22 protein-coding genes and 2 pseudogenes are annotated in these 25679 nt (G+C 67.6%); 12 read left to right on the top strand and 12 right to left on the bottom strand.

The window, feature by feature from the left end:
* Positions 1-93: 93 nt before the first annotated feature.
* The 5 genes from ML01_RS02130 (at position 94) to ML01_RS02115 (ending at position 4944) form a co-directional block, all read left to right on the top strand.
* Positions 94-612 (top strand): hypothetical protein, encoded by a 519-nt coding sequence (locus ML01_RS02130; protein ID WP_058553743.1) that lies wholly within the window; start codon positions 94-96, stop codon positions 610-612.
* 335 nt (positions 613-947) lie between these two features.
* Complete coding sequence (locus ML01_RS02125; RefSeq protein ID WP_254045107.1) at positions 948-1373, top strand: hypothetical protein; 426 nt, start codon at positions 948-950, stop codon at positions 1371-1373.
* A gap of 1207 nt (positions 1374-2580) precedes the next feature.
* Positions 2581-3006, top strand: a complete 426-nt coding sequence (locus tag ML01_RS02120) for a hypothetical protein (protein ID WP_254045106.1) — start codon at positions 2581-2583, stop codon at positions 3004-3006.
* A gap of 1400 nt (positions 3007-4406) precedes the next feature.
* Complete coding sequence (locus ML01_RS26770; protein ID WP_256363609.1) at positions 4407-4718, top strand: DUF4258 domain-containing protein; 312 nt, start codon at positions 4407-4409, stop codon at positions 4716-4718.
* A gap of 16 nt (positions 4719-4734) precedes the next feature.
* Positions 4735-4944: a type II toxin-antitoxin system MqsA family antitoxin gene (locus ML01_RS02115; protein WP_058553742.1), complete on the top strand. Its 210-nt coding sequence runs from the start codon at positions 4735-4737 to the stop codon at positions 4942-4944.
* Between the two features lie 894 nt (positions 4945-5838).
* Here ML01_RS02115 and ML01_RS02110 read toward each other — a convergent pair.
* The 3 genes from ML01_RS02110 to ML01_RS28305 all read right to left on the bottom strand — a co-directional run bounded on the left by ML01_RS02110 (position 5839) and on the right by ML01_RS28305 (position 6879).
* The gene (locus ML01_RS02110) at positions 5839-6192 is read right to left on the bottom strand and encodes a helix-turn-helix domain-containing protein (protein WP_058553741.1); all 354 of its coding nucleotides are present in this window, start codon (positions 6190-6192) and stop codon (positions 5839-5841) included.
* Positions 6176-6430 carry a type II toxin-antitoxin system RelE/ParE family toxin gene (locus tag ML01_RS02105; RefSeq protein WP_058553740.1) on the bottom strand — a complete coding sequence of 85 codons (255 nt, stop codon included), beginning with the start codon at positions 6428-6430 and terminating at the stop codon, positions 6176-6178. Before ML01_RS02105 ends, ML01_RS02110 begins: the two co-directional genes overlap by 17 nt.
* A gap of 257 nt (positions 6431-6687) precedes the next feature.
* On the bottom strand, positions 6688-6879 hold the full coding sequence (locus tag ML01_RS28305) for a hypothetical protein (RefSeq protein ID WP_156427513.1): 192 nt from the start codon (positions 6877-6879) through the stop codon (positions 6688-6690).
* A 153-nt stretch (positions 6880-7032) separates the two neighbouring features.
* Here ML01_RS28305 and ML01_RS02100 point away from each other — a divergent pair.
* Together ML01_RS02100 and ML01_RS30965 are read left to right on the top strand one after the other, a co-directional pair.
* Positions 7033-7239: pseudogene (locus ML01_RS02100) on the top strand (IS3 family transposase); the annotation flags it as partial.
* Between the two features lie 216 nt (positions 7240-7455).
* The gene (locus ML01_RS30965) at positions 7456-7590 is read left to right on the top strand and encodes a hypothetical protein (protein WP_256363608.1); all 135 of its coding nucleotides are present in this window, start codon (positions 7456-7458) and stop codon (positions 7588-7590) included.
* Here ML01_RS30965 and ML01_RS31230 read toward each other — a convergent pair.
* A pseudogene (locus ML01_RS31230) lies at positions 7576-7812 on the bottom strand (hypothetical protein); the annotation flags it as partial. The gene ML01_RS30965 and the pseudogene ML01_RS31230 overlap by 15 nt on opposite strands.
* Before the next feature lie 294 nt (positions 7813-8106).
* On the opposite strand from ML01_RS31230, the gene ML01_RS02095 reads away from it, so the two are divergent.
* Positions 8107-9333, top strand: coding sequence for an OmpA family protein (locus ML01_RS02095; RefSeq protein WP_058553738.1), 1227 nt, complete (start codon positions 8107-8109; stop codon positions 9331-9333).
* A 366-nt stretch (positions 9334-9699) separates the two neighbouring features.
* Here the strand turns inward: ML01_RS02095 and pufC are convergent, their stop codons facing one another.
* The 8 genes from pufC to ileS all read right to left on the bottom strand — a co-directional run bounded on the left by pufC (position 9700) and on the right by ileS (position 20777).
* On the bottom strand, positions 9700-13260 hold the full coding sequence (gene pufC, locus ML01_RS26760) for a photosynthetic reaction center cytochrome PufC (RefSeq protein WP_156427512.1): 3561 nt from the start codon (positions 13258-13260) through the stop codon (positions 9700-9702).
* Positions 13261-13562: 302 nt separating this feature from the next.
* Positions 13563-13892 carry a high-potential iron-sulfur protein gene (locus ML01_RS02085; RefSeq protein WP_058553737.1) on the bottom strand — a complete coding sequence of 110 codons (330 nt, stop codon included), beginning with the start codon at positions 13890-13892 and terminating at the stop codon, positions 13563-13565.
* 133 nt (positions 13893-14025) lie between these two features.
* The gene (soxZ, locus tag ML01_RS02080) at positions 14026-14340 is read right to left on the bottom strand and encodes a thiosulfate oxidation carrier complex protein SoxZ (RefSeq protein ID WP_058553736.1); all 315 of its coding nucleotides are present in this window, start codon (positions 14338-14340) and stop codon (positions 14026-14028) included.
* A 34-nt stretch (positions 14341-14374) separates the two neighbouring features.
* Positions 14375-14884, bottom strand: a complete 510-nt coding sequence (locus tag ML01_RS02075) for a thiosulfate oxidation carrier protein SoxY (RefSeq protein ID WP_058553735.1) — start codon at positions 14882-14884, stop codon at positions 14375-14377.
* Entirely contained in the window at positions 14881-15435 is a 555-nt protein-coding gene (locus ML01_RS02070; RefSeq protein WP_058553734.1) for a DUF1566 domain-containing protein, read from the bottom strand. Before ML01_RS02070 ends, ML01_RS02075 begins: the two co-directional genes overlap by 4 nt.
* A gap of 50 nt (positions 15436-15485) precedes the next feature.
* A complete protein-coding gene (locus ML01_RS02065; protein ID WP_058553733.1) occupies positions 15486-16016 on the bottom strand; it encodes a c-type cytochrome in 531 nt (176 codons plus the stop codon).
* A 141-nt stretch (positions 16017-16157) separates the two neighbouring features.
* Entirely contained in the window at positions 16158-17171 is a 1014-nt protein-coding gene (locus ML01_RS02060; RefSeq protein WP_058553732.1) for a metallophosphoesterase, read from the bottom strand.
* 744 nt (positions 17172-17915) lie between these two features.
* On the bottom strand, positions 17916-20777 hold the full coding sequence (ileS, locus tag ML01_RS02055) for an isoleucine--tRNA ligase (RefSeq protein WP_058553731.1): 2862 nt from the start codon (positions 20775-20777) through the stop codon (positions 17916-17918).
* A 211-nt stretch (positions 20778-20988) separates the two neighbouring features.
* Here ileS and ML01_RS02050 point away from each other — a divergent pair, with 211 nt between their 5' ends.
* The 4 genes from ML01_RS02050 to ML01_RS02035 all read left to right on the top strand — a co-directional run bounded on the left by ML01_RS02050 (position 20989) and on the right by ML01_RS02035 (position 25657).
* Positions 20989-21615: a Uma2 family endonuclease gene (locus ML01_RS02050; RefSeq protein WP_058553730.1), complete on the top strand. Its 627-nt coding sequence runs from the start codon at positions 20989-20991 to the stop codon at positions 21613-21615.
* A 289-nt stretch (positions 21616-21904) separates the two neighbouring features.
* Complete coding sequence (locus ML01_RS02045) at positions 21905-23305, top strand: FAD-dependent oxidoreductase (protein ID WP_058553729.1); 1401 nt, start codon at positions 21905-21907, stop codon at positions 23303-23305.
* A 227-nt stretch (positions 23306-23532) separates the two neighbouring features.
* The gene (locus tag ML01_RS02040; RefSeq protein WP_058553728.1) at positions 23533-24003 is read left to right on the top strand and encodes a DUF29 domain-containing protein; all 471 of its coding nucleotides are present in this window, start codon (positions 23533-23535) and stop codon (positions 24001-24003) included.
* Positions 24004-25132: 1129 nt separating this feature from the next.
* Positions 25133-25657, top strand: coding sequence for a chemotaxis protein CheW (locus tag ML01_RS02035; protein WP_058553727.1), 525 nt, complete (start codon positions 25133-25135; stop codon positions 25655-25657).
* Positions 25658-25679: the final 22 nt, after the last annotated feature.

Raw genomic sequence — 25679 nt, 5'->3', positions numbered from 1 at the left:
TACCCGTTTTGCGAGCAGAGCACAACCGCCGCGGCGCCAGTCTTTTCCCGTCTCCACGTGCGTCCGGTATTCCCGCGGCGCTAGAGTATAGCTATGCATGACTTCGAACAAAGATCACTTTTCGATGATAAGTCTGAGGACGACTCAGAATACACGTACGAGCAACAAGTTGACTGTTTGATTGAGGTTATGGGTGAACTAGCGACCTCCGCTCGTCGGCCGATCTTCGACAAGCTTTTCAAGTCTGTCGTAAGAGAGTGGAAAATGGCGGAACCTCCCGACCCCGAGGAGGGCATCACCAATGCTTGGGAATTCTTGGGCGTCATCAACTATCACGGCAGTGACCATGGCTTATGCGAATTCACCATATCGGAGTTGCAAGACACCGTTGAGCGAAAGATCCGCGACCTTCCACTGCATGAGAGAATCCTGTTCAATTTGGCAAACACCACTAGCTGTCATGACTGGGATGACTTCAAGCGCGGCTTCACCTCGACCCGAGCAGAAGATGTACTGAACTACCTGAGCCAAGACGAGCCGCTAGAGGAGTCGTCGAAGGTGGCCGCTGACACGATACGCTCGCGTGCACCCGTATATCACCCCTACGATTAATGTATTTGTGTACAACAGCGCATACAATTCATAGATTTACCGCCGTACTGCTTGCCCAACAAACCCGCAAGCCCGACGCCAAACCGCGGCGGGCGCTTCGCGCGTCGCCGCAGTTAAGACAATAGGGGACAGACTAAGACAATAGGGGACAGACCACGTTTCTTTCCCCGTAACCAATGAATCGCCCAACAAGTGGCTCGGCTGCGACCGTCCGTTGCCGCGCCGTCGCTTCGCTTCCGGCGCGGCAACGGGCGGCGCGCCAGCCTTGACGTTGGGCGTGCGGAGTAACGCAACGCGGGGGAGATGTGAGCTCAATTGACGAGATACCGCGGCTCGTGGGCTCGCTCTACGGCATCGTCCAGGAACTCGAAGCGCTTTTTCCTGGGCGGAAGTTTACGCCCGACGGTCATTTGGTTGGCAGCATTGGCGAGGTTCTTGCTGCCCACCGTTACGGTCTCGATTTGCTTCCGGCCTCCGCTCAGGGTCACGACGCAACAGCGGCTGATGGGCGCTTGGTTCAAATCAAGGCGACCCAGGCGACGGTCGTCGGCATTCGGTCGGCGCCGGAGCATCTCATCGTGCTGAAACTTGCTGGAGACGGCGCCGTTTCTGAAATCTACAACGGCCCAGGCGCACTAGCTTGGCAGCATGCTGGCAAGATGCAGAAGAATGGCCAGCGACCAATCGGGGTGGGGCGGCTTGCCGCACTGATGTCCGAGGTGTCGGCGGCCGAACGCCTAAGCGCAACGACGATTGGATAATGGGCCGAGTTCAACAACGGCGAGCAACCAATGCACAGACGCCCAACGAATAAGGTTAGATCGCGCGAGCGAAGCGAGCCGCGATCTGAACCGGTCGTTGGACGAGCCCGGGGTCGAGGAATCACGGGGAGGGCATAGAAAACATCTTCCATGCAGCCGGTGGTGCGCCGGCCGCGGGGACCTGCGGCCGGCGCACCACCGGCTTTCTTCGTCGCCGTTGCGGCGCCGGCGGCAGGCCGAAGCGGGGATCGCGCGCCGTTTGGCCCGAATTCGAGCCGAGCGCGGTCCTCGGCCTGCGGCAGCCGAAAACCGAGTGGTCGAGTTCCGGGGACAGTGCGGCCTGGCAAGGCCGCGTGATCTAGCGGGTGTGAATCCCGCCTGGGTAATCGTGAGCCGCGAGCCCAGTATCGAGCCTTGCTGCGTGACTGGTAACAGGCGCGTCGATGCTTCGGCTGATGCGCAGGCGAGGTGCAAAGGTAACGGGTGAAGCCGACCCTTAAGGTGTTGAGCCCCGAAAAGAACAGTCGGGAGTGCCGACGGGTTTGTCCCCCCGGCAGGCAACAACCCGTGTCGCGTCATGGCGAGCGGCACGGGTGCTCCCCGGGGTCCGAGGCCGTATCGAGCCTGACATCGAGAACACGCGGTAACCAGGGAGATCCGCGCATCGGTCCGCGGGAAGCGGGCACCCGCGAACAAGTGTAAAAGCGAGGACGCGGGCAGTGATGCGTGGAAGTCGGAGCCACCCATACGAGCTGTGACGCCCGGCAATGCGTGGTCAGCATTGCGGGTGGCGGCCCGAGATAATGCGCGGGTGAAACACGGCCCTACACCGAGAGGATTCTGTCCGTGACAACCTTGCTCGCGCGTTTCACGCCGTTGGCGTGCCCGCCCTTGTGGCGGTGCGCGACACACTCGGCGCTGCGGCGGAAGCCGCACGCGCGGAGTCGACAGGGCGCTGGACTCGCTCCCCTGTGCCACGGCGAAAGGCTCGGGCCGGGAGCCTGAAAAAGACAATAGGGGACAGACCACGTTTCTTTCCCCGTAACCAATGAATCGCCCAACAAGTGGCTCGGCTGCGACCGTCCGTTGCCGCGCCGTCGCTTCGCTTCCGGCGCGGCAACGGGCGGCGCGCCAGCCTTGACGTTGGGCGTGCGGAGTAACGCAACGCGGGGGAGATGTGAGCTCAATTGACCAGATACCGCGGCTCGTGGGCTCGCTCTACGGCATCGTCCAGGAACTCGAAGCGCTTTTTCCTGGGCGGAAGTTTACGCCCGACGGTCATTTGGTTGGCAGCATTGGCGAGGTTCTTGCTGCCCACCGTTACGGTCTCGATTTGCTTCCGGCCTCCGCTCAGGGTCACGACGCAACAGCGGCTGATGGGCGCTTGGTTCAAATCAAGGCGACCCAGGCGACGGTCGTCGGCATTCGGTCGGCGCCGGAGCATCTCATCGTGCTGAAACTTGCTGGAGACGGCGCCGTTTCTGAAATCTACAACGGCCCAGGCGCACTAGCTTGGCAGCATGCTGGCAAGATGCAGAAGAATGGCCAGCGACCAATCGGGGTGGGGCGGCTTGCCGCACTGATGTCCGAGGTGTCGGCGGCCGAACGCCTAAACGCAACGACGATTGGATAATGGGCCGAGTTCAACAACGGCGAGCAACCAATGCACAGACGCCCAACGAATAAGGTTAGATCGCGCGAGCGAAGCGAGCCGCGATCTGAACCGGTCGTTGGACGAGCCCGGGGTCGAGGAATCACGGGGAGGGCATAGAAAACATCTTCCATGAAGCCGGTGGTGCGCCGGCCGCGGGGACCCGCGGCCGGCGCACCACCGGCTGTCTTCGTCGCCGTTGCGGCGACGGCGGCAGGCCGAAGCGGGGATCGCGCGCCGTTTGGCCCGAATTCGAGCCGAGCGCGGTCCTCGGCCTGCGGCAGCCGAAAACCGAGTGGTCGAGTTCCGGGGACAGTGCGGCCTGGCAAGGCCGCGTGATCTAGCGAGTGTGAATCCCGCCTGAGTAATCGTGAGCCGCGAGCCCAGTATCGAGCCTTGCGGCGTGACTGGTAACAGGCGCGTCGTTGCGTAGGCACGAAAGCAGGCGAGGTGCAAAGGTAACGGGTGAAGCCGACCCTTAAGGTGTTGAGCCCCGAAAAGAACAGTCGGGAGTGCCGACGGGTTTGTCCCCCGGCAGGCAACAACCCGTGTCGCGTCATGGCGAGCGGCACGGATACTCCCCGGGGTCCGAGGCCGTGTCGAGCCTGACCGTGTGGATATTGGGATCGAGAACACGCGGTAACCAGGGAGATCCGCGCATCGGTCCGCGGGAAGCGGGCACCCGCGAACAAGCGTAAAAGCGAGGACACGGGCGGTGATGCGTGGAAGTCGGAGCCACCCATACGAGCTGTGACGCCCGGTCATGCGTGGTCAGCATTGCGGGTGGCGGCCCGAGATAATGCGCGGGTGAAACACGGCCCTACACCGAGAGGACTCTGTCCGTGACAACCCTGCTCGCGCGTTTCACGCCGTCGGCGTGCCCGCCCTGTGGCGGTGCGCGACACACTCGGCGCTGCGGCGGAAGCCGCACGCGCGGAGTCGACAGGGCGCTGGACTCGCCCCCTGTTCCACGGCGAAAGGCTCGGGCCGGGAGCCGGATGGTGTAACACTCCAAGTCCGGTTCAGCGAGGAGCCGGGAGCCGAACCGTCGCATGGCAGAGATATTGCGGCACCGCCGGGAAACCAGGCGGCAAACAAAGCAAACATCTGCCTAAGCGACGGCAAGGCGCCGGCTTACTTCCCGTGACGTTGAATAATAAGGAGCTCGGGGTCACGTCTTGCAATCAAGCATCCTGGCAAGGTCGGTAACTTGTTGCCTCGGCTCCGTACTTCCAGCACAATCAAGCCCAACAATTGGCTCCGCCCGACCGCATGGTGCCTCGCCGCCGCTGACGCGGGCGGCGCAACAGCATGCGCAGGCCGACGTTGACGTTGGGCAGCAAAGGCTCGCGCTGAGCGGCCATGGTAAGTAGATTCCGGGGATGATCGTTAACGATATCCAAGAGAAGATCCGATCTCGGTGTTACGAGTTCTCCCGACATGCGTTGGATCAGAGCATTCGTCGCGACATCAGCGTAAACGAGTTTGAAGAAGCCTTATTGGGTAAGGTCGAGATTGTCGAGGATTACCCTGATGACAAGTATGGTCCGAGCTGCCTCGTTCTCGGCTACGCCAGTTCGGGGCGTGCGCTTCATGTGCTCTGCAGTTACCCTAATCGTCCAGTACTGAAGGTCATCACGATCTATGAGCCAGGCCGGGATCGGTGGTTTGATGATCGCATCAGTATAAGCTGAGAATGTAGAGGCATCCATGAAAGAAACCATGGTCGAGACGACGGTGACCTACACGCTTGAGTACGATGGGAAACTCTACATGGTCCGACACGTACCGGCGCGTGTTTGCCAGGAGACCGGAGAGGAGTACTTCTCGCCGGATACGGTCGAGCACATTCAAAGACTCATCAAGGGTGGAAAGAGTCCTGACCGAGTCATTGAGACCCCAGTCTTCGAGTACGTATAGAACACGCAGAACAAGCGGCCCAGCTCCGGCGCCAAACTGCGAGTTCGAGTTCCGGGGACTCGAGTTCCGGGGACGAGTTCCCGGGACAGTTTACTTAATTTGCTCGCGTGGGGCACGCGCAGGGCCCTAGGGGCCAGGGTCACCATTTAGCTGACCCCGCTCAATAGGCGTCGAAAAAACCTCGCGGCTGCGCACGATGATCTAGGCCAGTATCCCCGGGGAGAAGTAAGGGACGGGGGAGAAATAGGGGACGGGGAGAAATAGGGGACGTACCACCAATCATCGCGAGCGATCGGCCGCGAGCTGTCGGCCAAGGCCCGGGTCGAAGTGCGAGGGGCGGGTCCGACATCGCGCACCGGGAGCGATGCTTGCAGCTCCTGACCGAATCCGGATGCGCCCACTCGTTCTGCCAGAAGCGGATCGGGTTCGACGTCAGTCAGGTACGGCGTCGGCGCAGTGCCGCAACCCTGCGGCTTGTCGTACCGACTTGAGGCGTCAACGGCAATGCGGAGCAGTCCGCCGCGCTCGCGGAGCGCGTCGTCGCCGATCGCCTCGAAGGCCTCCAAGGGCCGCTCGCCATGGCCGCCGATGCCGAGCGCCAGCCCCTTCCGCACGCGCTGCTGCCGGCGCGCCTCGCCCGGAGCCTCGACGCCTAACTCGCCGCCGGCGGGCGCAGCGTGCACGGCTGGCTCGCGGGGCTGCGGGTCGCGGCGGCGCGCTTCGATGACGCCGATCGGCCCTTCGCGAACCTGAACGACGCGGATCAGCTTGCAGGAATGCGGCCCACGGGCTGAGGCCGGTAGCGGTGGGCCGTCGGAGGCGTCGCCGTCGAGCTGATGCGGTGGCCCCCGGGGTCGATGCCGGCGATGCGGCTGGTGCAGGTGGACCGCGCGCCTATTCCCTCTCCTCCGCGAACTGCGCGGCGTTGATGCCCATGGCCGCGGCCAACCGCGCCAGCGTTGCCGGCCGAGGGTTGCCTTCGCCGCGCTCCAGCCGCGCCAACGCGGGCTGCGCCATGCCGGCGGCATCGGCAACGGCCTGTTGCGTCAGCCCGAGATGCTCGCGCCAGGCGCGGATCAGCGGCACGTCGCCCAACACGTGGGCCTCGACCACGGCCTGCGGGATGCCGTCGGCGGCACGGGCCGCAGACAACAGGGGTTTGATGCGCTCCCAGTCCACCACCGGGACCAGCACATACGCCGGCCGTCCATCGTGGAAAATGGTCTGGTACTCAGTAGGTGCGTTCATTGCGCTTCTTCACCTCTTCGATGCTGACGATGCTGACGGCGGCCAGCACGTTGAAGAACACCCGATAGTTGCCGACCCGCAGCCGATAGCCGTACTGGTGATCGGTGAGCGCCTTCACGTTGGCGGCATCCGGGAACCGCTCCAGCGCTGCGGTGGCACTCAGGATGCGCGACTGCGTCGGCTTGTTGTTCAACTTCTTGAGCTGCTTCAGAGCCTTGGGTGTCCATGTCACGTCCATGCGCGCAGCATAACAAAATATAACAATCGACAGGCTTGATCGTTATGCGCAGCGCTGCCATCCCACGCGGCGCCCACTCGGGAGGCTAGCGAAGTCGCACCGGACGCAAATGCCGTCAGCATTAACAATCGGGGGAAAGACCATGCTTCTGCCCCAAAACCAATGAATCGCCTAGCAAGCGGCTCCGCTGCGACCGCCCGTTGCTGGGCCGTCGCTTCGCTTCCGGCGCGGGCAGCGGGGTCACTGGGGCAGCGGGTCTATTGCTGGCCGAGAAACGCCGCGAGCAGCCCGGGGTGCGCCGCCCCGAGGGCGCGGCGCTGCGCGACGTCGTCCGGCGTGCGCGCGAGCGCCAACGCGGCGCGATAGGCGGCGGCACGCAGCGGCTCCGGCGGGCACTGATCGGCGAGCACCTCCGCGGCCAGGCCTCTGTGCCAATGTAGGTGAGACATTTCCCCCTGGCCGATTTACTGTAGCGGCGGGAAGGAGAATCACCAATGACCGACACGCAGAACGAGACCCAGCGCGACGCGGCCGCGGAGCCGACGCAGGGAGCCCGTAGGGCGACCGAAGTCGGCTCCGCGGCCGCGTCGCGGGCGCCCGCGTCCACCCCGGACCCGGAGGTGGTGGAGCGCGCGCAGCGTCGGCGCTTCGGCGCCAAGTACAAGCTGGAGATCCTGCGGCAAGCCGATCGCTGCGAGCCGGGCGATCTCGGCGCCCTGCTGCGCCGGGAAGGGCTGTACTCCTCGCACCTGACGACCTGGCGGCGGCAGCAAGAGGCGGGGGCACTGGCGGCCCTGGCACCGCGCCAGGAACAATAGGGGACAGGAACAATAGGGGACAGTGCGGCCTGGCAAGGCCGCGTGTTCTAGCGGGTGGAAGTCCCGCCTGGGTAATCGTGAGCCGCGAGCCCAGTATCGAGCCTTGCGGCGTGGACGGCAACGGACACGTCGATGCGTAGGCACGAAAGCAGGCGAGGTGCAAAGGTAACGGGTGAAGCCGGCCCTGAAGGTGGTGAGCCCCGAAAATTGTCCCCATTTTCCTCCGCCAGGCTGCTGCTGACGTTGGCGCACTGTCAGGCGGCCGTCGCGACGCTCGCCGATGCCATCGGGCCGCCGGATCAATGGGTCGCGAGTCATCACGATGCGCTACTGTCCGGATAAACAGTTGGGTGGGAGGCGATTTTGTGGGGACACCTCAGGGACAGACCACGTTTTTCGGGTTGTACCTTTGGCCAGACGATTGAAAACGTGGTCTGTCCCCATTTTCGCGCGATGCCAGGCGGGGTGCAGGTGCAGCTCCGGCTCGTCCACCAGCACCAGGTCGAGCCCGGCCCGCGCCATGATCAAGGCGCCGATCATCGAGAGCGCCTCGATCTCTCCCGAGCTGAGAGTTTGTGAAAAAACCCTTTTCTCGCCGGCATCTCAGAAAATTTCCATTTATAAATCCGGGACTTACGGAGACGGATTCTTTCGGCTGCCGGTTTTTTCACAGCCTCTGAGATCATCGACTGATACGCCGTTCGGGCGTCTGCGGTCCTTGAGCACCAGATCGAAGCGCAGGTCGGTGACGCCGTCCGGCTCGCCCAGCCGCGTGCGCGGATCGCTCGACGCTACTTGTGCCGGCGCGCCCGGTAAGTCAGGGTACGCAGGTATGCACCCGCGCCGGAGAGACGCCCTATGCACGTACAGTCCCAGCACATCGCCTGCCTGCTTGCCAGCATTCCGCTCGCCGTCGGCGCGGTAGGCGCCGTTCGCGCCGCGGACGATCCGCGCACCGACCTGCTCAGCTTTGCGCAGGGTGCGCTGCCGGTGCAGATCCTCGGCGGCGAGGCCTACAAGGTGCGCGACGATCATGCGCTGGCGATGATCGACGGCGATGTGCAGGGCTTCGTCTTCGCGAGCCGGGCGCCGGCGGATGCTCGGGTGGAATTCGTGTATCGGCTGCCGGCGGCGACGACGTTCGATCGGCTCGCGGTGCCGAACGTGCTGGAGACGCCGAGCCCTTCGCAGACCTTTGTGCGGGAGGTCGAGGTGCTCGGCAGCGCGGAGGGGCCGGATGGGCCCTTCGCGCCGCTCGGCAGCGCGAGCCTCGCGACGCACGCGGGCAAGGGTGAGGTCACGGAGCTGACGATGACCGAGCCGCGCGCGGTGCGCTGGGTCAAGCTCCGGCTCGGCGGCGGCATCGACGTGCAGCGCGACGCGATGTTCTATGAATTCAGCGAGATCATCGGCAACGGCGAGCAGGAGTCGGTGCCGCTCTCGGACGCCTTCAGCGGTGCGTGGAAGGGCAAAGGGGTCAAGCTGACGCTCGCGCAGGACGGCGCCGTGGTGTCCGGCTGCTATGACGCCAACGGTGATCTGGCAGGTACCGTAGACGGCAATGTGCTGCGGGCCCGGGGCATCTCGCCGGACGACGGCATCGAGAGCCTGTTCGTGCTCATGGTTCACGATGGCGCCCTTGCCGGCGTGCGCTCCAGCAACGGGGCGCCGTTTCGGCGCTACGACGGCGAGCCGGTGACGGATGCCGGCACCCGCTGCGCGGCGCCTGCGCCGCCGGCGCTCGGCTGCGGTGCCGTCATCCATGCGCTGCGCTTCGACTACGACTCGGATGTGCTGCGCCCGGAGTCCGCGCCGGTGCTCGATGCGCTCGCGGATGGCCTGCGCTCGGCCGGTGCCGCGCGCATCGCCATCGAGGGCCACACCTCCGGTGAGGGCAGCGACGCCTACAACCGGGCCTTGTCCGAACGGCGCGCCGCCGCGGTGGTGGCGGCGCTGGTGGAGCGGGGCATTGCCGCGCCACGCCTGAGCGCCGTCGGGCGCGGAGAGGCGGCGCCCATCGCCAGCAACGACGACGAGGCCGGCCGCTCGCTGAATCGTCGGGTCGAAGTTCGCTGCGGGGAATAGGCCTGCTTAGAGGGCCGAGGGCCGAGGGCCGAGGAGGGCGGCCCTGCGACTCGGGAGTCGTGTGATATCGCTCACCGTCGATAGCGATAGCGGCAGAGCCGCTAGTGCTTCGGCGCGGAAATCCCGAGAGAACCGAAAGCGTCTCGGGTCGTTGTCGTAGTCGTAGTCGTAGTCGTAGTAGTAGTCGTAATCGTCTACCGTGGACTCTTGCTGGCGACAACGATGACGACAACGACAACCACAACGAGGGCAAACGGTCTCGGGATTTGCGGACTGCTGCACCAGGAGGGGGGCCGGCTGACCGTTGTCCGCCGACCCCGGAGGGAGCCGACTGAAGTCGGCGTACCCGGGGGCGGGGCGCTCAGGTCAGTTGTCCTGATTCTCCGTCTGCGCCGCAACCTGCTCTTGGGAGGACAGCAGGATCTCGACGCGGCGGTTCCGGCTGCGGCCCTGCGGCGTGCCGTTGTCGGCGATGGGCCGGTCGGGGCCGATGCCAACGGCGGTGAGCCTTGCCGGGTCGATGCCGCGTGCCACCAGCGCCGCGCGCACCGCTTCGGCGCGCTGTTGCGACAGGGACAGGTTCAGCGCGGCGCTGCCGACGCTGTCGGTGTGGCCTTCGATGCGGGCGGTGAGCTCCGGCCGGCTCACAAGCAGCTCGGCGGTTCGGTCCAGGTCCGGCAACTCGCCGGTCGGCAGCGTGGCGCTGCCGCTCGCGAAGCTGAGTCGATCGCCGCCTAGGTTGACGCGGATGCCGGTGTCCGTGACCTCGCCGCCGACGGCGGCGGCGCTCTCGGCCAGCGCCTCGCTTGCCGCGGCCGGCCCCGCCGGGGATGCAGGCGGCGTCGGCGCCGCGCGCGTGCCCGCGGGCGCGGCGGGGTCCTCGGCGCTGCCGTCGCGCTGCCCGCGGACGACGACGAGCTGCTGCTTCAGCGCGTGCGTCTGCTGGTCCAGCCGCGCCTGCATTGCATCGATGCGTGCCTCCAGCGCGGCGATGGCGGCCGTGTGCTCCTTCGCCGGCACGCGCGCCAGCACCTCTTCCCGGGCCTCGTCGCGCTGTGTGCGGACCAGCCTGAGCTGCTGGCCGAGCGCGTGGGTCTGCTGTTCCAGGCGCGCGCCCATGGCGGCGAGCGCGGACTCGGCAGCGGCCAACGCGCTGCGGTGCTCGCTGCCGGGGATGCGCGCGAGCACCTCCTGCTCGGCGTCATCGCGCTGGCCGCGGACCACCTCCAGTTGCTGGTTCAGGGCATGGGTCTGCTGCGCGAGCCGCGCGCCCATGGCGGTCAGCTCGGCCTCGGCGGCGGCCAGCGCCTTGCGGTGCTCGTCGCCCGGCACCCGGGTCAGCAGGGCGCCCTCGGCGTCGTCGCGCTGGTCGCGCACCACGTGCAACTGCTGGTTCAGCGCATGGGTCTGCTGCGCGAGCCGCGCGCCCATGGCGGTGAGCTCGGCCTCGGCGGCGGCGAGCGCCTTGCGATGCGCGTCGCCCGGCACCCGGGTCAGCAACGCTTCCCCGGCCTCGTCGCGCTGGTTTCGCACGACGTGCAGTTGCTGGTTCAGCGCATGGGTCTGCTGCGCAAGCCGCGCGCCCATGGCGGTCAGCTCCGCCTCGGCGGCGGCGAGCGCCGCGTGCCCCGCGTCGCGCTCCGCACGGATGATCGCGATCTCCTCGCTCAGCGCCTGCGTCTGCTGCTCGAGGCGCTCGTTCATCGTGCGCAGCGACGACTCCGCGGCGGCGAGGGCCGCATCCCGCTCGGGACCCGTGGCTGCGTCTACGGACTGCGTGGGGCCATCGGCGCCTGCGCCGGCTTCGGTGAGTGCCCGCAGCGCGGCGTCACGCTCGGCACGGACCACCGCGAGCTGCTGCTCCAGGGCGCCGATCTGCTGCTCCAGGCGCGCCTCGATGGCGTTGATCTCGCGCCCTGCGGCCGCCGCGACTCGGGACTGATCGACGCGCGCGTACAGCGGCATGGGCTGAACGCCGGAGCCCCTGGCGGTGGCCTCGATCTTGGTCGGCGGCTGCGGCTCGATCCGGTCGCCCGGCTGCGCACCATGGCCCGCATCGCCGGGTTGGCTCGGGGTGGGCAGCAGCGTTGCGTCCGGTGCGCTTGGCGCGGCGGCCGGCAGCGTTGCGGACGGTGCCGCCGCGGCGTCCAGTTGGGCGCGCACGGCGCCGAGCTTCTCAACCAGCCCGAGCACCGCGCCGAGCGCCCGGTCGAGCTCGCCGACCGTCATGTCATCGGTCGACACGGTGCGCGCGGACTGCGCCAGCAGCGGCATGGCGCTCGGCGCGGCCGTGCCCGCTGCGCCTTGCGTCAGCGGCGCGAGCGTGGCGACGGCCTCTCCGCCCGCGGGCGGGGCCTTCGCCGCGTCACGCTGCCTGCGGACCACCACTAGCTGCTGGTTCAGCGCCGTGCGCTCCTGGTCGAGGCGCGCCTGCAGTGCGCGCAGGCGCCCCTCGGCCCGAGTCATGGCCTTGGCGTGGGCCTTCTGCACGTCCGCAATAGTTGGCTCGACGGCCTCTGCCTCGGCGCTCTCGTCCGCGTCCTCGGCGTCGGCCGGTGCGCCCTCCGCCGGGTCGGTTGTGTCGGCCGAAGCGAGCTGCTGCGCCGTGTCGGCGCCCGCGGCTGCTGCCGCCGCGTCTGCTTGGGCGACGGCCGGTGCGGCCTCGGCCCCGGCAGCCGGTGCGCCCGCGGCCATGGCCAGCATCGCCTCGGCCATGCGCGTGCGCTCTTCCATGGTGGCGATGGTCGCGCCCTCGGGTGCCGTGGAGATGCGGATCAGCCCGCCTTCGGTGGGGTCCGGGCTGAACCGGCCGGGCAAGACGCCCTGCAGCGACGGATAGTCGGCCAGCATGCTCTCGCCGTATAGGGGCTTGTACGTGCCCTTGTGGCAGGTGGCGCAGGCGGCCTTGGGTGCATCGCCGGTGGGGCCCAGGCGATGCTCCGGATACAGGGGCAGGAGCGGCTGCAGGTGCTCCTGGTTCATAGCGCGGACCATGCGGATGCCGTGCCAGGCGGTGACGCGCTGCGGCGTGCTCTGGTCCCATTCCCCCATGGCGCGGGTGTTGTGGCAGTAGGTGCAGTTCACGCCGAGGGAGTTGGACATGTACATCATCAGCGCATAGGTCCACTCGGTTTGTTTGGTGGACTGGCGGTTACCGTAGGGCAGCGCCTGAGAGCCCTGCACGCCGATCTCGGTGTCGTCGGTCAGAAAGGCCGTGAGCGGGTCGAACGGCAGCGAGGTGTTGCCGTTGTTGCGGATGCCGGCGGTGTTCTGGCCGGCCTTGGCGCCGCTGATATTGGCGGACGGGCGCCTTGGCTCGGCGGCGGTGAACCAGACGTCGGACGGCACCGGCTGGCCGCGGTGGCAGGTCCAGCAGGTGACGCCGGTCTCGGCAACGTGCGACGACCAGTTTGCGTTGATGTCCCGCGTCATCTTCAGCATTTGTCGCGACACGTGCTTGGTGTACTTGCTGTCGTCGGCGAGGTTCTCCGGGTTGTGACAGTAAGCACAGCCCTCCTCGGGGGCGATCCAGGTGACCATCGCGTTCATCAGCCGAGCGAGCTCGAGCGCATTCAGGTCCGTCAGCACCTGGACGTTCTCGTGGATCTCGGTCGCCATCGGGAAGGTCGGGTCGTAGGGATCATCCGGCTCCGGCTCCGGGATCGCGTTGATGTCCGCGAGCGCGCGCACGCGACTCGGCGTGAAGAGCTGGATCATCGACGAGCCGCGATGGCCCCATTGCACGCTGTCCGGGCGCTCGCAGCCCGCGAGCAGCACGATGCCGAAGGCGATGCCCGCCGCCAGGAGCCGCATCCAGACGGCCTGGCGCGGGGCGGCGCTCTCGCGGCGGTCGGCGCCGCGGGGTGATGATTCGGGTGGGTCGCCGGGGACAGCCGGACGGGCAGCGAAGCCTGCATGACGCCGCATTGGGAAGCCTCCAAATGGTCGGTTGCGCCATCGGGCGCGATCCGGCGGGAGTGTTGAATGTGTGCAGCGGGCGCCCGCCTACGCCCCTTCCGTGAGCCTGAATTCGTGCGCGTTCGGTGCACCGTTCAGGCTGCCAGTGAATCTGACGGCTGCCGGCATCCTGTCCCTGCCGTGGGCGCGCCTGCCGCAGCGGCCGTCGCAGGCCACGGCATGACGCCGTGGGCTCGACTCCTTTGCTCGATCGCGCCGCGCCCGGGTCCGAACGCTGTCGGGGAGCCGGGAGCGGTGCGCTTGGGCGGGCCTCAGGCGGGCGCGCCCTTCGGCTTGTGGTTGCGGCACCAGCCTGTCGGCGGCACCTGGCGACCGCCGAAGAAGGAGCAGGGGCCGAGCTCGGCGCCGTCCGCCCCGGAGTAAAGCTGGCAGTTAACGCAGGACTGGTCGGTGCTGTGCTTCGGGAACTTCGCGGCATCGGCGTCGGCTGTGTTGACGACAAAGCCCATGGCTTTGGCATAGGCGTCGTTCGGGTCGAGCGCGGGCTTGGCCTCTTCGGCCAGCGCGAAGCGGCCGAGGCCGAGCGTCGCGGCGCCGGCGGCGAGCTGGAACAGAAAGGTGCGACGGCTGTTGGGGGTCATCAGTGCTACTCCTCGATTTGGCTTATCGCTTTGGTGCTGGCGACGCCCCGCGGCAGGCGGTCGGCGTCGCGCATGGGCCGGATGCGCCGGCGGTGCATGCCGGGGGCTCCGGAATTCGGTCTCGCGCATCGCATCAGCCGATGCGGGTCTCGGCCTGCTGCTCCGTGCCGAGGTTGTCGCGCCAGCGCACGGCAATGCGCGCGTCGGCGGGCAGGTCCAGCTCCAACCGGAAGGTCAGCAGCGGGTCGCGCGACACCGCGATGCCTAGCGTCGCCTCCAGCACGACCCGGTCGTCCACGCTAACGGTCGCGTCCGTGATGAAGTGCGCCGGCAGCGGCCGACCCGCCGCGTCCTTGCGCAGCCCCGACTCCATCGGGTGGCGCAGCAGCACCGTCACGTCGATGCCGCCGTCGCGGCGCCGGCTGCGGATGCGGATGTCCGTGGTCATCTTCCGATGGTGCGAGCTTGAAGCCCGCAACCCCTCAGCTACACCCGCCGACGGCAACGACGGCGTCGGCAGCGGTCCAGAACAACCCCGCGTCCGTGCGCACCGCGGCGTAGACGCGACCGCTGCCGGCGAGCTTGACGCGCAGCGCCATGCGCGGCGCCACGCCGGCGCCGAGCCGGAACTGCGCGGCAATGGGCATCGGGTTCATGTCGGCGAGCACGTAGAGCTCGCGCACGCCGGTCAATTGCGTGCCGACGGTCACGGGCACGACGGCGCCGTCTTCGATGAGCTGGGGCAGCTTGATTTGAACCAGATCGGATGCCACGGCGTTATCGGATGCCTCGGCGTTATCGGACGCCGCACCCTTGCCGGCGATGGCCGCCAGCGCCGCGCCGACGCTGTCCACCGGCGGCGCCAGACTGGCCTCGGCCCGGCTGATGAGGCCGCAACCGGCGAGCGCGAGCCAGATACCGCAGGCGATGAAGCCGCGGCGCTCAAGCCCGCCCGGCCCGGTGGCCGCGTGGTTGGCGGTGGCCGGGCTCATTGCGCCGTGCGCACGAGGCGTAGCAGGTGGGCCATGTCCTTGGCGTGGGGCTCGACGCCCTCGGGGCCGAAGCTGAGCGCGTAGGCGCGGTCGTCCGGGTCGCCCTTGCGCTCCGTGCCGGTCCAGTAGAAGGCGGGCGGCGTGTTCGGGAAGACTGTCAGATTAATGCGCGGGTCCTGGCATTCGCGCTCGGCGATCATCGCGAGGTCGCGGAGCCCCGGCACGCGCCAGTCGCTGAAAAAGTGCTCGCCGCCGTCGTTGATCGCGGTGGCGGCGCCCGCGAGGCCGGGCCAAGCGAAGGTCTCGGCCGCGCCGGTGCAGGTCTCGCCCGTCCAGGTCTGACCCAGCGCACAACGCATCCACATGAGCCCCGAGGCGGTGTCGGTCACGGTGCCGTCGCCGTTGTCGGTGAAGCGCTCGGTGGGCGCGGACAGCGGGAACCTGCTGGTGTCGCAGCGCTGCTCCGCGTGCACGCCGGTCTGGGGCGCGAGGCAGAGGGTCAGGGCAAGGGGCAGCAGGGCACGCATCAAGGGGGCACCGGTTGCGGTCATGGATCTGGGCTGGTTCTGTCGGGCGGGGCGCTCCGTCGCCCCGGGGCCGATCAGTTGGGTGTCGGCGTGTGGTCGCGTGAATCGACCCCTAGGCCGGTGGGCTCGCGCTTAAAGCCGGTGCCGTGCTCGACCACGACGCCAGAGGTCTGCTGGGATGCGAGACCGGGCTGGATCGGGATGCCGCGGTGCAGGTACATGGCGTAGGCCGCCAATGCGGTCATGTCGTCGGAGGCGGGGTCGATGCGCTCACCGAGCTGCGGGTTCTCGATGCACCAGTTCACCATCTCCGGCCACTGCACCACCTTGCCGTACATGGTCATGTACTTCGGGAAGGTCTGCGGGTTGGAGGCCGCGGTGTCCGGGTGACAGTTGCCGCAGGCGAGGCCGTTGGTGGCCATGCTGGGCTTGGTGCCGTGCCACATGTCGTAGCCAAGCTGGACGGACTCATAGAGCGCGTCCATCTGCTGGGCAAGCTCCTCTTCGGTGAACGGGGCGCGGGCGAAGACGCCGCTGGCCACGATGGCCGCCGCGGCAACACCGCCGATGCCGACGGCGCGGCGGATTGCAGTGCTGGTTGTCATTGGACTAGCTCCTCGAGTAAGTGATGGCCGACCGACAGCGTTGCCCGTGCGCGTAGCCGCCCACGAACCCGCGGCTGCTGCCGCCGGCGTGACGCTTTGTGTCGGCCGGTACCCCCGGGTGTCGGGGGCGGGGCGTCGCGATCAGACCGTGAAGCCGTCCTGCATGAACGGTGTCAGGGAATCCTCGAAGGGCTTGTATTGCACGAGGCCCTGGAACTCGTTGTTGAGGTCGATGATCTGCACGCCCTGGCCATCGGTGGCGATGGACGGGTCGGCGCGGTTCATGCGGGTCTCGGGGAAGGCCAGCTCGACGGGCGGGTAGGGCCAGGGCCAGGAGGTGCTCATGGCCGCCACCGACGACATGTTGCCGATGCGGTTGTAGAGCGTCTGGTGAACATGCCCGTGGTAGGACATGACGTTGTCGAACTTCGACAGAATCTCGCGGATCTCCGGCGCGTCGGAGGTCTGGAAGTTCCAGCGCGGGTAGTAATCCCACAGCGGCGAGTGGGTGAAGATGACGATCGGCGTGCCGGGCCCCAGGTCCTTGACGTCGTTGGCGAGCCACTCCAACTGCTGCTCGTGCACGCCCCAGGGGCCGGGGATGGGGCTCTCCAGCATCTCCATCACGGTCATGCGCTCCTTCGGCGAGAGTCCGGCCTCGGTCCAGAAGTCCCGAACCAGGATGGAATTGAGGCCGATGAAGTGAACGCCCTTGTGGTTGAAGGACCAGGTCTCGTCACCGAACAGGCCGCGCCAGGCGTCGCCCATGTCGAGATACCAGTCATGCTCGCCGGGGATGATGTGCATCGGCATCTCCAGCTTGGACAGGATCTCCTTGCCCTTCACGAGCTGGTCCTCGGTGCCGTTTTGCGCCACGTCACCGCCGAATAGGACAAAGTCCGGCTTCGGGCTCATCGCATTGACCTTGTTCACGGCGTCGATCAATTGCTGATCGAACTTGTGATTGTCCATGCTGTAGAGGTGCGCATCGCTGATGATGGCGAAGCGGAAGGGGTCGAGCTTGCCGCCGCTTTCGGCGCGGACGACATCGACGATGCCGAGATTGATGCCGACGGCCTGGGCGACCAGTGTCGCCATGCCGGCCCGGCCGCTGAAGGCGAGAAAATCGCGCCTGCTCTTATTCACTTCGGACATGAAATCACTCCACCTTTCGTTTGGCTTATCAGCGAGCGCTTGGCGCCGCCGTTTTGCTGCGCCGCCGATCGGGCACGCGCCCGCCGCGGCGGTCTTGCCGGCACCTGTCCGGCGGAACCGTTGCTTGTCGTCCGTTAGACGCGTGGTGACTGGTCTGAGGTCAGGGGAGCGAACGGGCATTGACCAGCAACTCGGCTTGTCGGTCAAGCTGCTGCTTGTGCAGCGAACGCATGATTCCTGCTCAGTGTTTTCCGTAACCTGCCGGCCCTGTCTGTCCGGTTTTGTCCAGATAAGCGTGGCTGATGAGGATATAGATCTATTGACCGGAGTCAAGGCGAGCTTGGGTTTTATTTCCGATCGGCTTGATCCGTTTCGCCTATTCTGTCGTTCCGTTAATCAATTAGTTTAGTAAATACTGATGGAGCTCCTGCCGGCAATGATCCCGGAGACTCCTCAGCGGCTTCAATCGCGCGGCCTGCGGGCTTGCAATGACTGCCCGAGGATAGAGCGGGAAACCCCAATACGATTTCCCGAACGCGTTGTTGGCGAGATAACCGAATGCTGATGAATAACCGGTCGGTCATTCGACGGCCGGTCGATGGCGTGATCGCAGCGCGAGGCCGATGCTGGCAAGGCGTGCAACGGGTGCGACGGATGGGGGCGGCGAGCGTGATTCAGGGCGGGCGCCGCCGGCCGCGCGCGCGTCGGGGTGCCGGCGGCAGCGCTCGGCGGTGCGCCGAGCAGCTACGCGAAGCGCCGCACCTCGCCGCCGCCGTCCACGTTGTCGACGCAGCGCCCGCACAGCTCGGGGTGCTCGGCGTGGGTGCCGACATCGGCGCGGTGATGCCAGCAGCGGGCGCACTTGGCATGCGGGCTCGCGCTCACCTGCACGGCGAGGCCGGCAAGCTCGGTGTCGGCGGCGCTCTGCGGGCGCCGCGCGAGCGGGTGCACGCGGGCCGCCGAGGTGATCAACACGAAGCGGAGCTCATCGCCAAGCCGCCCGAGGATGTCCGCGAGCGCCGGTGCGCAGTAGAGGTCCAGCTCCGCGTCCAGCGCGGCACCGATGACCCCGTCCGTGCGGGCGGCCTCCAAGTGCCTGGCCACGGCGGTGCGGGCGGCGAGCACCTGCTGCCAGAAGTCCCGATCGAACGCGTCGTCCGCGTCGAGCGCGAACAGGCCCTCGTACCAGGTGGCCGTGAACACATGCGGGTCGCGCGCGCCGGGGATGTGCTGCCAGATCTCGTCCGCCGTAAAGCTCAGGATGGGGGCGAGCCAGCGGCTCATGGCCTCGACGATGTGGTACATCGCGCTCTGGCAGGAGCGCCGCGGCAGGCTGTCCGCCTTGGTCGTGTACTGGCGGTCCTTGATAACGTCCAGATAGAAGCCACCCAGGTCCACGACGCAGAAGTTGTGGATGCGGTGGTAGATCAGATGGAACTGATAGTCCTGATAGGCCGCGATGATCTGCTGCTGGAGCGCAAAGGCGCGGTCCACGGCCCAGCGGTCGAGCTCGATCATGTCGGCGGGTGCCACCAGGTGCTCCGCCGGGTCGAAGCCGTGCAGGTTCGCGAGCAGGAAGCGCGCGGTGTTGCGGATGCGCCGGTAGGCATCGGCGGTGCGCTTGAGGATCTCGTCCGAGACGGCCATTTCGGTGCGGTAGTCGGTAGCCGCGACCCAGAGCCGGATGATGTCGGCCCCCAGCGTCTTCATCACGTCCTGGGGCTTGACCACGTTGCCCAAGGACTTGGACATCTTGCGGCCCTGCTGGTCCACGGTGAAGCCGTGGGTGAGCACTTGCCGGTAGGGCGCGCGCTCGTGCATGGCCACCGAGGTCAAGAGGCTCGACTGGAACCAGCCGCGGTGCTGATCGGAGCCCTCCAGGTACAGGTCCGCCGGGGCGCTTAAGCCCGGCCAGCCGTGCTCGGCGTCGTTGCGCTCCAGCACGCAGGCGTGCGTCACGCCGGAGTCGAACCAGACATCGAGGGTGTCGTGCACCTTCTCATACATCGCGCCCTCGGCCTCGCCGAGCAGGTCCGCCGGGTGCAGCTCGAACCAGGCCTCGACGCCCTGCTGCTCGATGCGTGCGGCGACCGTCTCCATCAGCTCGGCGCTCTCGGGATGTAACTCGCCGGTCTCTTTGTGCACGAGGAGCGGGATCGGCACGCCCCAGGTGCGCTGGCGCGAGATGCACCAGTCCGGGCGGTTGCGCACCATGCCGTCGATGCGCGACGCGCCCCAGTCCGGCATCCAGCGCACGCCACCGATCTCGCGCAGCGCCGCCGCGCGCAGCCCCTGCTGGTCCATGCTGATGAACCACTGCGGCGTGGCGCGGAAGATGATCGGCGTCTTGTGCCGCCAGCAGTGCGGGTAGCTGTGCGTAAATCGCGCGCCGAGCAGCAGCGCGCCGCGGGCCTTGAGCGTGTCCACCACCCGCTGGTTGGCGTCCCAGACCGACTCGCCGGCGAACAGCGGCGTGTCCGGCAGGAAGCGCCCGTCGCCGCCCACCGGGTTGTCCACGGCGAGGTCGTAGCGGCTGCCGACCACGTAGTCCTCCAGGCCATGACCAGGGGCGGTATGGACGGCGCCGGTGCCGGCCTCCAGCGTCACGTGCTCGCCCAGGATCACGGGCACCTCGCGGTCGTAGAACGGGTGCTGGAGCTTTAAGCCTTCGAAGGCGTCGCCGCGGCCGTAGGCGATGACGCGATAGTGCTCGATGCCCCAGCGATCCATGGTGTCCTTGAGCAGGCCTTCGGCGACCAAGAGCCGCTCGCGGCCATGCTCCATGCTGCCCTGCCCATCGGTTTGGACCAGCGCGTATTCCAGCTCCGGGTTCAGTGCGACGGCTTGGTTGGCGGGCAGGGTCCAGGGCGTCGTGGTCCAGATCACTACGGACATGGGCCCGTCGCCGTGACCCTCCGGCACCGAGTGGCAGCGCGCCAGCAGTGCCTCCTCGTCCAGCACCGCAAAGCGCACGTCGATGGCCATGGACTCCTTGTCCGCGTACTCGACCTCCGCCTCCGCCAGCGCCGAGCCGCAGTCGATGCACCAATGCACGGGCTTTGAGCCCTTGTGGACGTGGCCGCGCTCGAAGATGCGAGCGAGCGCGCGCACGATGTCCGCCTCGAAGCGGTAGTCCATGGTCAGATAGGGCCGCTCCCAGTCGCCGAGGACGCCCAGGCGCTTGAAGTCCTCGCGCTGCCCGTCCACTTGCCGCCCGGCGTAGTCCCGGCAGGCCTGGCGGAACTGCGCCGCGCTGATCTTCTGGCCCGGCTTGCCCTTTTTCTTCTCGACTTGCAGCTCGATGGGCAGCCCGTGGCAGTCCCAGCCCGGCACGTAGGGCGCGTCCAGCCCATCGAGCGTGCGCGCCTTGACGATGATGTCCTTCAGGACCTTGTTTACGGCGTGGCCGATGTGGATCTCGCCGTTGGCGTAGGGCGGGCCGTCGTGGAGCACGAAGCGCTCGGCGCCGGCGCGGGCGGCGCGCACCAGGGCGTAGACATCGGCCTGCTGCCAGCGCTTGAGCATCTCGGGCTCGCGCTGGGCCAGGTTGGCCTTCATCGGAAAGCCGGTGTTGGGCAGGTTCAGGGTGTGCTTGTAATCGGTCACGGCTTGAGGGTTCCTCGGCGGCGCCGGTGCAGCAGGCGCGGCTCTAGGGCGCTGGAAATCGGCCAGACTATCAGACATCTGGCCCGTGTTGGGAGACGCGGCGGCCGGGCGGCGCCAGCGCCGGCGGCCGGGTTGGTCCGCGCCGTCCCTGGGGCTATGCTTGGGCGACAGATTTATGCTCCGGCGCGTTGGCTGCAATGCAGGACACATCATGAACGACCTTGCCATCCGTACAGAGCCCAAGGACCCGCGCCTGGCGCCGGACAACATCGTGCGCCTGCACGACATCGACTGGGCCGATTGGCAGCGGCTGCTCGCGATGCGCGGGGAGCACTCGGCGCCCCGACTGGCGTATCTCAAAGGAGAAGTCGAGATCATGAGCCCTTCGCGCAGCCACGAGTCGATCAAGTCCGTGATCGGCCGCCTTGTCGAGACCTATTGCCTGGAGCACGAGATCCCGTTCCGGCCCTTGGGCGGCTGGACGCTGGAGTCCGAGCCGGACGAGCGCGCAGTGGAGCCGGACGAGTGCTACATCTTCGGCGCGGAGGACGCCTCCCGGCCGCATCTCGCCATCGAGGTGGTCTGGACCTCCGGCGGCATCGACAAGCTGGAGATCTATCGCAAACTGGATGTGGCCGAGGTCTGGTACTGGAAGCGCGACGTCCTGACCCCCTACAGCCTGCGCACCGACGGGCCCGATGCACCGCGCTACGAGCCGGTGGCGGCAAGCCTGGTGCTGCCCGGCATCGACTTGGCGCAGCTTGCCACCTTTCTCGATCAGCCCACCGCCTACGACGCCATCCGCGCCTATCGCGCCGCGCTGCGCGGCGGCACCTAGCGCAGCGGAGCCTCAGACCAGCACGGGCGGGCAGCGCTTCGCGCAGGGCCGAGGGCCGAGGCGGGCTCCCTCTGCCCTTGGCCCTTTCCCCGACCTGTCGTCGTCAAGCTTGACTTACCCGCAAATCAAGGTGTACACGCGCCTATGATCAGTTCAGTCAATACATAAAAAAGAAATAATTTGCTGTTTTAGTGTGGTACCTCTCGGGTAACGTGCAGGGAATGTTGCAGCGCAGCAAGCCCGTGATCGGCACGGAGCAGCGGCGCTAGCCCGGGGAGCCTTAAGCGCCATGACAGCATCCACCCACTACGACTGCATCATCGTCGGCGGCGGCGTCACCGGCACCGCCCTGCTCTACGAGCTGGCGCGGTTCACGGACCTGAAACGCCTGTTGCTGCTGGAGCGCCGCGAGCGCCCGGCGCAGGTCAACTCGCACGCCCACAACAACAGCCAGACCATCCACTGCGGCGACATCGAGACCAACTACAGCCTGGAGAAGGCCGCGGCGGTGAAGCGCACCGCCTCAATGATCGTCAACTACGCCACCAAGCTGCCGGCGCGCGAGCGCGAGCGCATCATTTTCACGATGCCAAAAATGGTGCTCGGCGTCGGCGCGCGCGAATGTGGTTACCTGCGCGGGCGCTTCCAGGCCTTCCGCAGTCTGTACCCGCGCATGCGGCTGTTGGAGCGCCGCGACATCGCGGACATCGAGCCGAACGTCGCGCTGGTGGACGGTACCTGGCGCAGGGACGAGATCGTCGCCACCGGCACGCCGGACGACTACTGCGCCGTGGACTTCCAGGCGCTCGCGGAGTCCTTCGCGGCGCAGTGCGTCCGTATGGACCGCAGCAGCGACCGGCTCGTCAGCCAACTCTACGGCACCGAGGTGTCTGGCATCGAGAAGGACGGCGGCCTCTACGTGTTGCAGACCAGCCGCGGCCCGATGCTCGCGCGCGCCGTCGTCGTCTGCGCCGGCGGGCACTCGCTGTTGATGGCGCAGAAGATGGGGTTCGGGTCGGAATACTCCTGCCTGCCCATGGCCGGGTCCTTCTACTTCGCACCCGAGGCCCTGGAGGGGAAGGTCTACACCGTCCAGAACCCGAAGCTGCCCTTCGCAGCCGTGCATGGCGACCGCGACATCGCCACCGACGGCAAGACCCGCTTCGGGCCTACCGCGCTGATGCTGCCGATGCTGGAGCGCTACAACCCGGCCACCATCCGCGACTTCTTCCAGGTGCTGAACCTGGACCGCGACGTCATCGCAACGCTCTGGGACCTCATGAAGGTCCGGGACATCCGCAACTACGTGCTGCGCAACTTCCTCTACGAGGTGCCGTGGCTGAACCGCCGGCTCTTCGTGCGCGAGATTCGCAAGATCGTGCCGGACCTCACGGCCGGAGATATCGAATACGCCCACGGCTTCGGCGGCGTGCGCCCGCAGCTCATCGACCGGCGCACCCGTGAGCTCAAGATGGGCGAGGTCAAGATCATTGACGGCCACGGCATCGTTTTCAACATGACCCCGTCCCCCGGCGGCACCAGTTGCTTGGGCAACGCCGAGCAGGACATGCGCCTGGTGGCCGAGCACTTGGGGGCCCGCGTCGACTGGCCCGCCTTCGAGCGCGAGCTGCTTTGCGGCCACGAAGACACCCGCGACGTGCCCACACCCCCGCTCGCCGCCGTCTGCTGAGCCCCGCGCCCGGGTACGCCGGCGTCAGCCGGCCGCCCCCGGGTACGCCGGCTTCAGCCGGCCGCTGCTTGGTACGCCGGCTTCAGCCGGCTCTTCCACAAGCCCAGGCTCCCCCGCAGAGCCGGCGTCCATCCCGCCGCCGCCACATCCCATCGCCGCCGTCTACAGTCGCCTCCACCGTGCATGACGCTTAGAATGTCCTGCAACCCAAGGCAGAGCCCAAGCACATGAGCACGCCCCTGCACGATGCAGACTTCTATAGCTGGACCCGCGAGCAGGCCGCCCTGCTGAGCGAGCGTCGCCTGGATGAGCTCGACACCGAGCACCTGATCGAGGAGCTGATGGACATGGGCGCAAGCCAGGAGCGCGAGCTCGAAAGCCGCTTGGCCGTCCTCATTGCCCATCTATTGAAGTGGCGCCACCAGCCCGAGCGGCAAGGCAAAAGCTGGCGCGCGACCGTCAAGGAACAGCGCTACCGCATTGCCCGCCTGCTCCGGAAGAACCCGGGGCTCAAGTCCCAGCTCGACGAGGCGTTCGAGGCCAGTTGGTTCAGCGCCGTGCAGCAGGCCGTGAAGGAGACGCCCTTCGACGAGGACGCCTTCCCGGAGCGATGCCCATTCACGCAGAGCCAAGTGCTGGCGCCGGATTTCTGGCCCGAGTCCGCCGCGGCCGGTGCCGCCACCGACCCGCACGGCTGACGCGCGCGGGGAGAAGCGTCGTCGGGCTCGCCCGACGCACGGACCCCGCCATCATGCTCGACGCCACCCAACTCCCATCGCCATCGCCGTCTCCGCCCACCTGCTCGCCCGCGGGGTACCCTGGGCGAGGCCGGCAAGGACGCCTACGCCGGGCTGAAACAGCGCATTGGGCAGATCGAGTTTCCCTACGACACCGTGAAAGTCGCGTTTCTGTTGCGGGCAGCGTGATGCCGCCGCGCGGCCGACTGGGATCGCCGGCTTTCCAGCCGGCTCGGCGCCGCCGCGGCTCGATGCCGCGGCGGCGCCGTCTGGGTGGGTACGCGGGCAGATGCGGGGACGCCCGCCCAGTGGCGCGGCATGGGCGACCGCCCGGGTCCAGCGCCGCAGGTCGCGCGCCGGGGGCATCGAGCCCCCGGCGCGCGAAGCCGGCTGAAAGCCGGCGCTCCCAGTGCGGGCCGGCACGGTGTCCAGCCCAATTTTCTGCTGCGCGACGCCGGCGCTCCCGCGCCGCGTCCAAGACCTGCAAAGCTGGCCCGTCCCGCCACCCTGGACACTCACCTGCTCGCCGCCGCGCGGCCGACTGGGATCGCCGGCTTTCCAGCCGGCTCGGCGCCGCCGCGGCTCAATGCCGCGGCGGCGCCGTCCCGGTTGGTATGCGGGCAGATGCGGGGACGCCCGCCGAGCTGAGCGGCACGGGCGACCGCCCGGCTCCAGCGCCGCAGGTCGCGCGCCGGGGGCATCGAGCCCCCGGCGCGCGAAGTCGGCTAAAAGCCGGCGCTCCCAGTCCGCGCCGGCACGGACGCGCGTCGCGCAGTCCCTGAAGTTGGGGGTGCCTCGCCGTGACGAGCGGATCAGCAACCCCCCGCGGAGACCCTGCGCCTCTTGCTGCGCGTGCTGAATGCCTCAAGCGCCGGGCACGACTCGTCGCCCTGCTGCTTGCGTCGGGCGGCCGCAGCCGAGTAACCGTACCCCGTTGGTACGTCTATACTGGTTGGGGAAACCCCTGATGTGCAGCTAGGCTTTTTCGGTGCCCGACTCCGCTCCGCCCCCTTCCATCCCGCCGCATTCCTCTGTCGCGTCGGCCCCCGACCCTGCCGCGAGCACCGCGCTGCCGTCGGCTACCGCGGCAGTGCAGCGTCCGCTGACCGCTGCCGAGCTCCGGCACTGGGCGGAGCAGTACGCGCGGACCGACACCGAGCTTGCCGACACCGGCGCCGGCACTGCGCATGTGATCTTTCGGGTCGGCGGCGAGCGCTTCGCGGTGCCGCTCGCCGACTTGGACGAGGTTGCGCAGGTGGAGGTGGGCATCGGGCTCGACCACGCGAGCCCGCTGGTGCTCGGTCTCGTCAACATCCGCGGCGAGATCGTGCCGATGCTCGACACGGCCGCCGCCCTCGGCACCCGCGCGAGCCATCGGCTCGGCCCGCAGAACCGCAGCCTGGTGATCCGCGACACCCGCGATCGGCGCACCGCGCTGCCGGTGGATCAGGTCGAGTCCATCGAGCCGCTGGCGCCGGAAGCCTTCGAGGCCCGGGGCGGCGACGACACCGCGGCGCTGATCCGCCGTGTCGGCATCGGCGAGCACGCGGGCGGCGCCCTGACCCTGCTCGACGTCGGCGGCCTCAGGCGTGCCGGCGCCGATGCCTGCTTCTGAGGCACCGCGCACGGTGCGCTGC

The sequence above is a fragment of the Thiohalocapsa sp. ML1 genome, from assembly GCF_001469165.1.
Taxonomy (GTDB): Bacteria; Pseudomonadota; Gammaproteobacteria; order Chromatiales; family Chromatiaceae; genus Thiohalocapsa.
This window is presented reverse-complemented; position numbering and strand designations above follow the sequence as displayed.

Coding starts and splice junctions, on each gene's coding strand:
- ML01_RS02130 (WP_058553743.1), top strand. CDS start 94: ATGCATGACTTCGAACAAAGATCACTTTTCGATGATAAGTCTGAGGAC.
- ML01_RS26770 (WP_256363609.1), top strand. CDS start 4,407: ATGATCGTTAACGATATCCAAGAGAAGATCCGATCTCGGTGTTACGAG.
- ML01_RS02115 (WP_058553742.1), top strand. CDS start 4,735: ATGAAAGAAACCATGGTCGAGACGACGGTGACCTACACGCTTGAGTAC.
- ML01_RS02110 (WP_058553741.1), bottom strand. CDS start 6,192: ATGAACGCACCTACTGAGTACCAGACCATTTTCCACGATGGACGGCCG.
- ML01_RS02105 (WP_058553740.1), bottom strand. CDS start 6,430: ATGGACGTGACATGGACACCCAAGGCTCTGAAGCAGCTCAAGAAGTTG.
- ML01_RS28305 (WP_156427513.1), bottom strand. CDS start 6,879: ATGTCTCACCTACATTGGCACAGAGGCCTGGCCGCGGAGGTGCTCGCC.
- ML01_RS02095 (WP_058553738.1), top strand. CDS start 8,107: ATGCACGTACAGTCCCAGCACATCGCCTGCCTGCTTGCCAGCATTCCG.
- pufC (WP_156427512.1), bottom strand. CDS start 13,260: ATGCGGCGTCATGCAGGCTTCGCTGCCCGTCCGGCTGTCCCCGGCGAC.
- ML01_RS02085 (WP_058553737.1), bottom strand. CDS start 13,892: ATGACCCCCAACAGCCGTCGCACCTTTCTGTTCCAGCTCGCCGCCGGC.
- soxZ (WP_058553736.1), bottom strand. CDS start 14,340: ATGACCACGGACATCCGCATCCGCAGCCGGCGCCGCGACGGCGGCATC.
- ML01_RS02075 (WP_058553735.1), bottom strand. CDS start 14,884: ATGAGCCCGGCCACCGCCAACCACGCGGCCACCGGGCCGGGCGGGCTT.
- ML01_RS02070 (WP_058553734.1), bottom strand. CDS start 15,435: ATGACCGCAACCGGTGCCCCCTTGATGCGTGCCCTGCTGCCCCTTGCC.
- ML01_RS02065 (WP_058553733.1), bottom strand. CDS start 16,016: ATGACAACCAGCACTGCAATCCGCCGCGCCGTCGGCATCGGCGGTGTT.
- ML01_RS02060 (WP_058553732.1), bottom strand. CDS start 17,171: ATGTCCGAAGTGAATAAGAGCAGGCGCGATTTTCTCGCCTTCAGCGGC.
- ML01_RS02050 (WP_058553730.1), top strand. CDS start 20,989: ATGAACGACCTTGCCATCCGTACAGAGCCCAAGGACCCGCGCCTGGCG.
- ML01_RS02045 (WP_058553729.1), top strand. CDS start 21,905: ATGACAGCATCCACCCACTACGACTGCATCATCGTCGGCGGCGGCGTC.
- ML01_RS02040 (WP_058553728.1), top strand. CDS start 23,533: ATGAGCACGCCCCTGCACGATGCAGACTTCTATAGCTGGACCCGCGAG.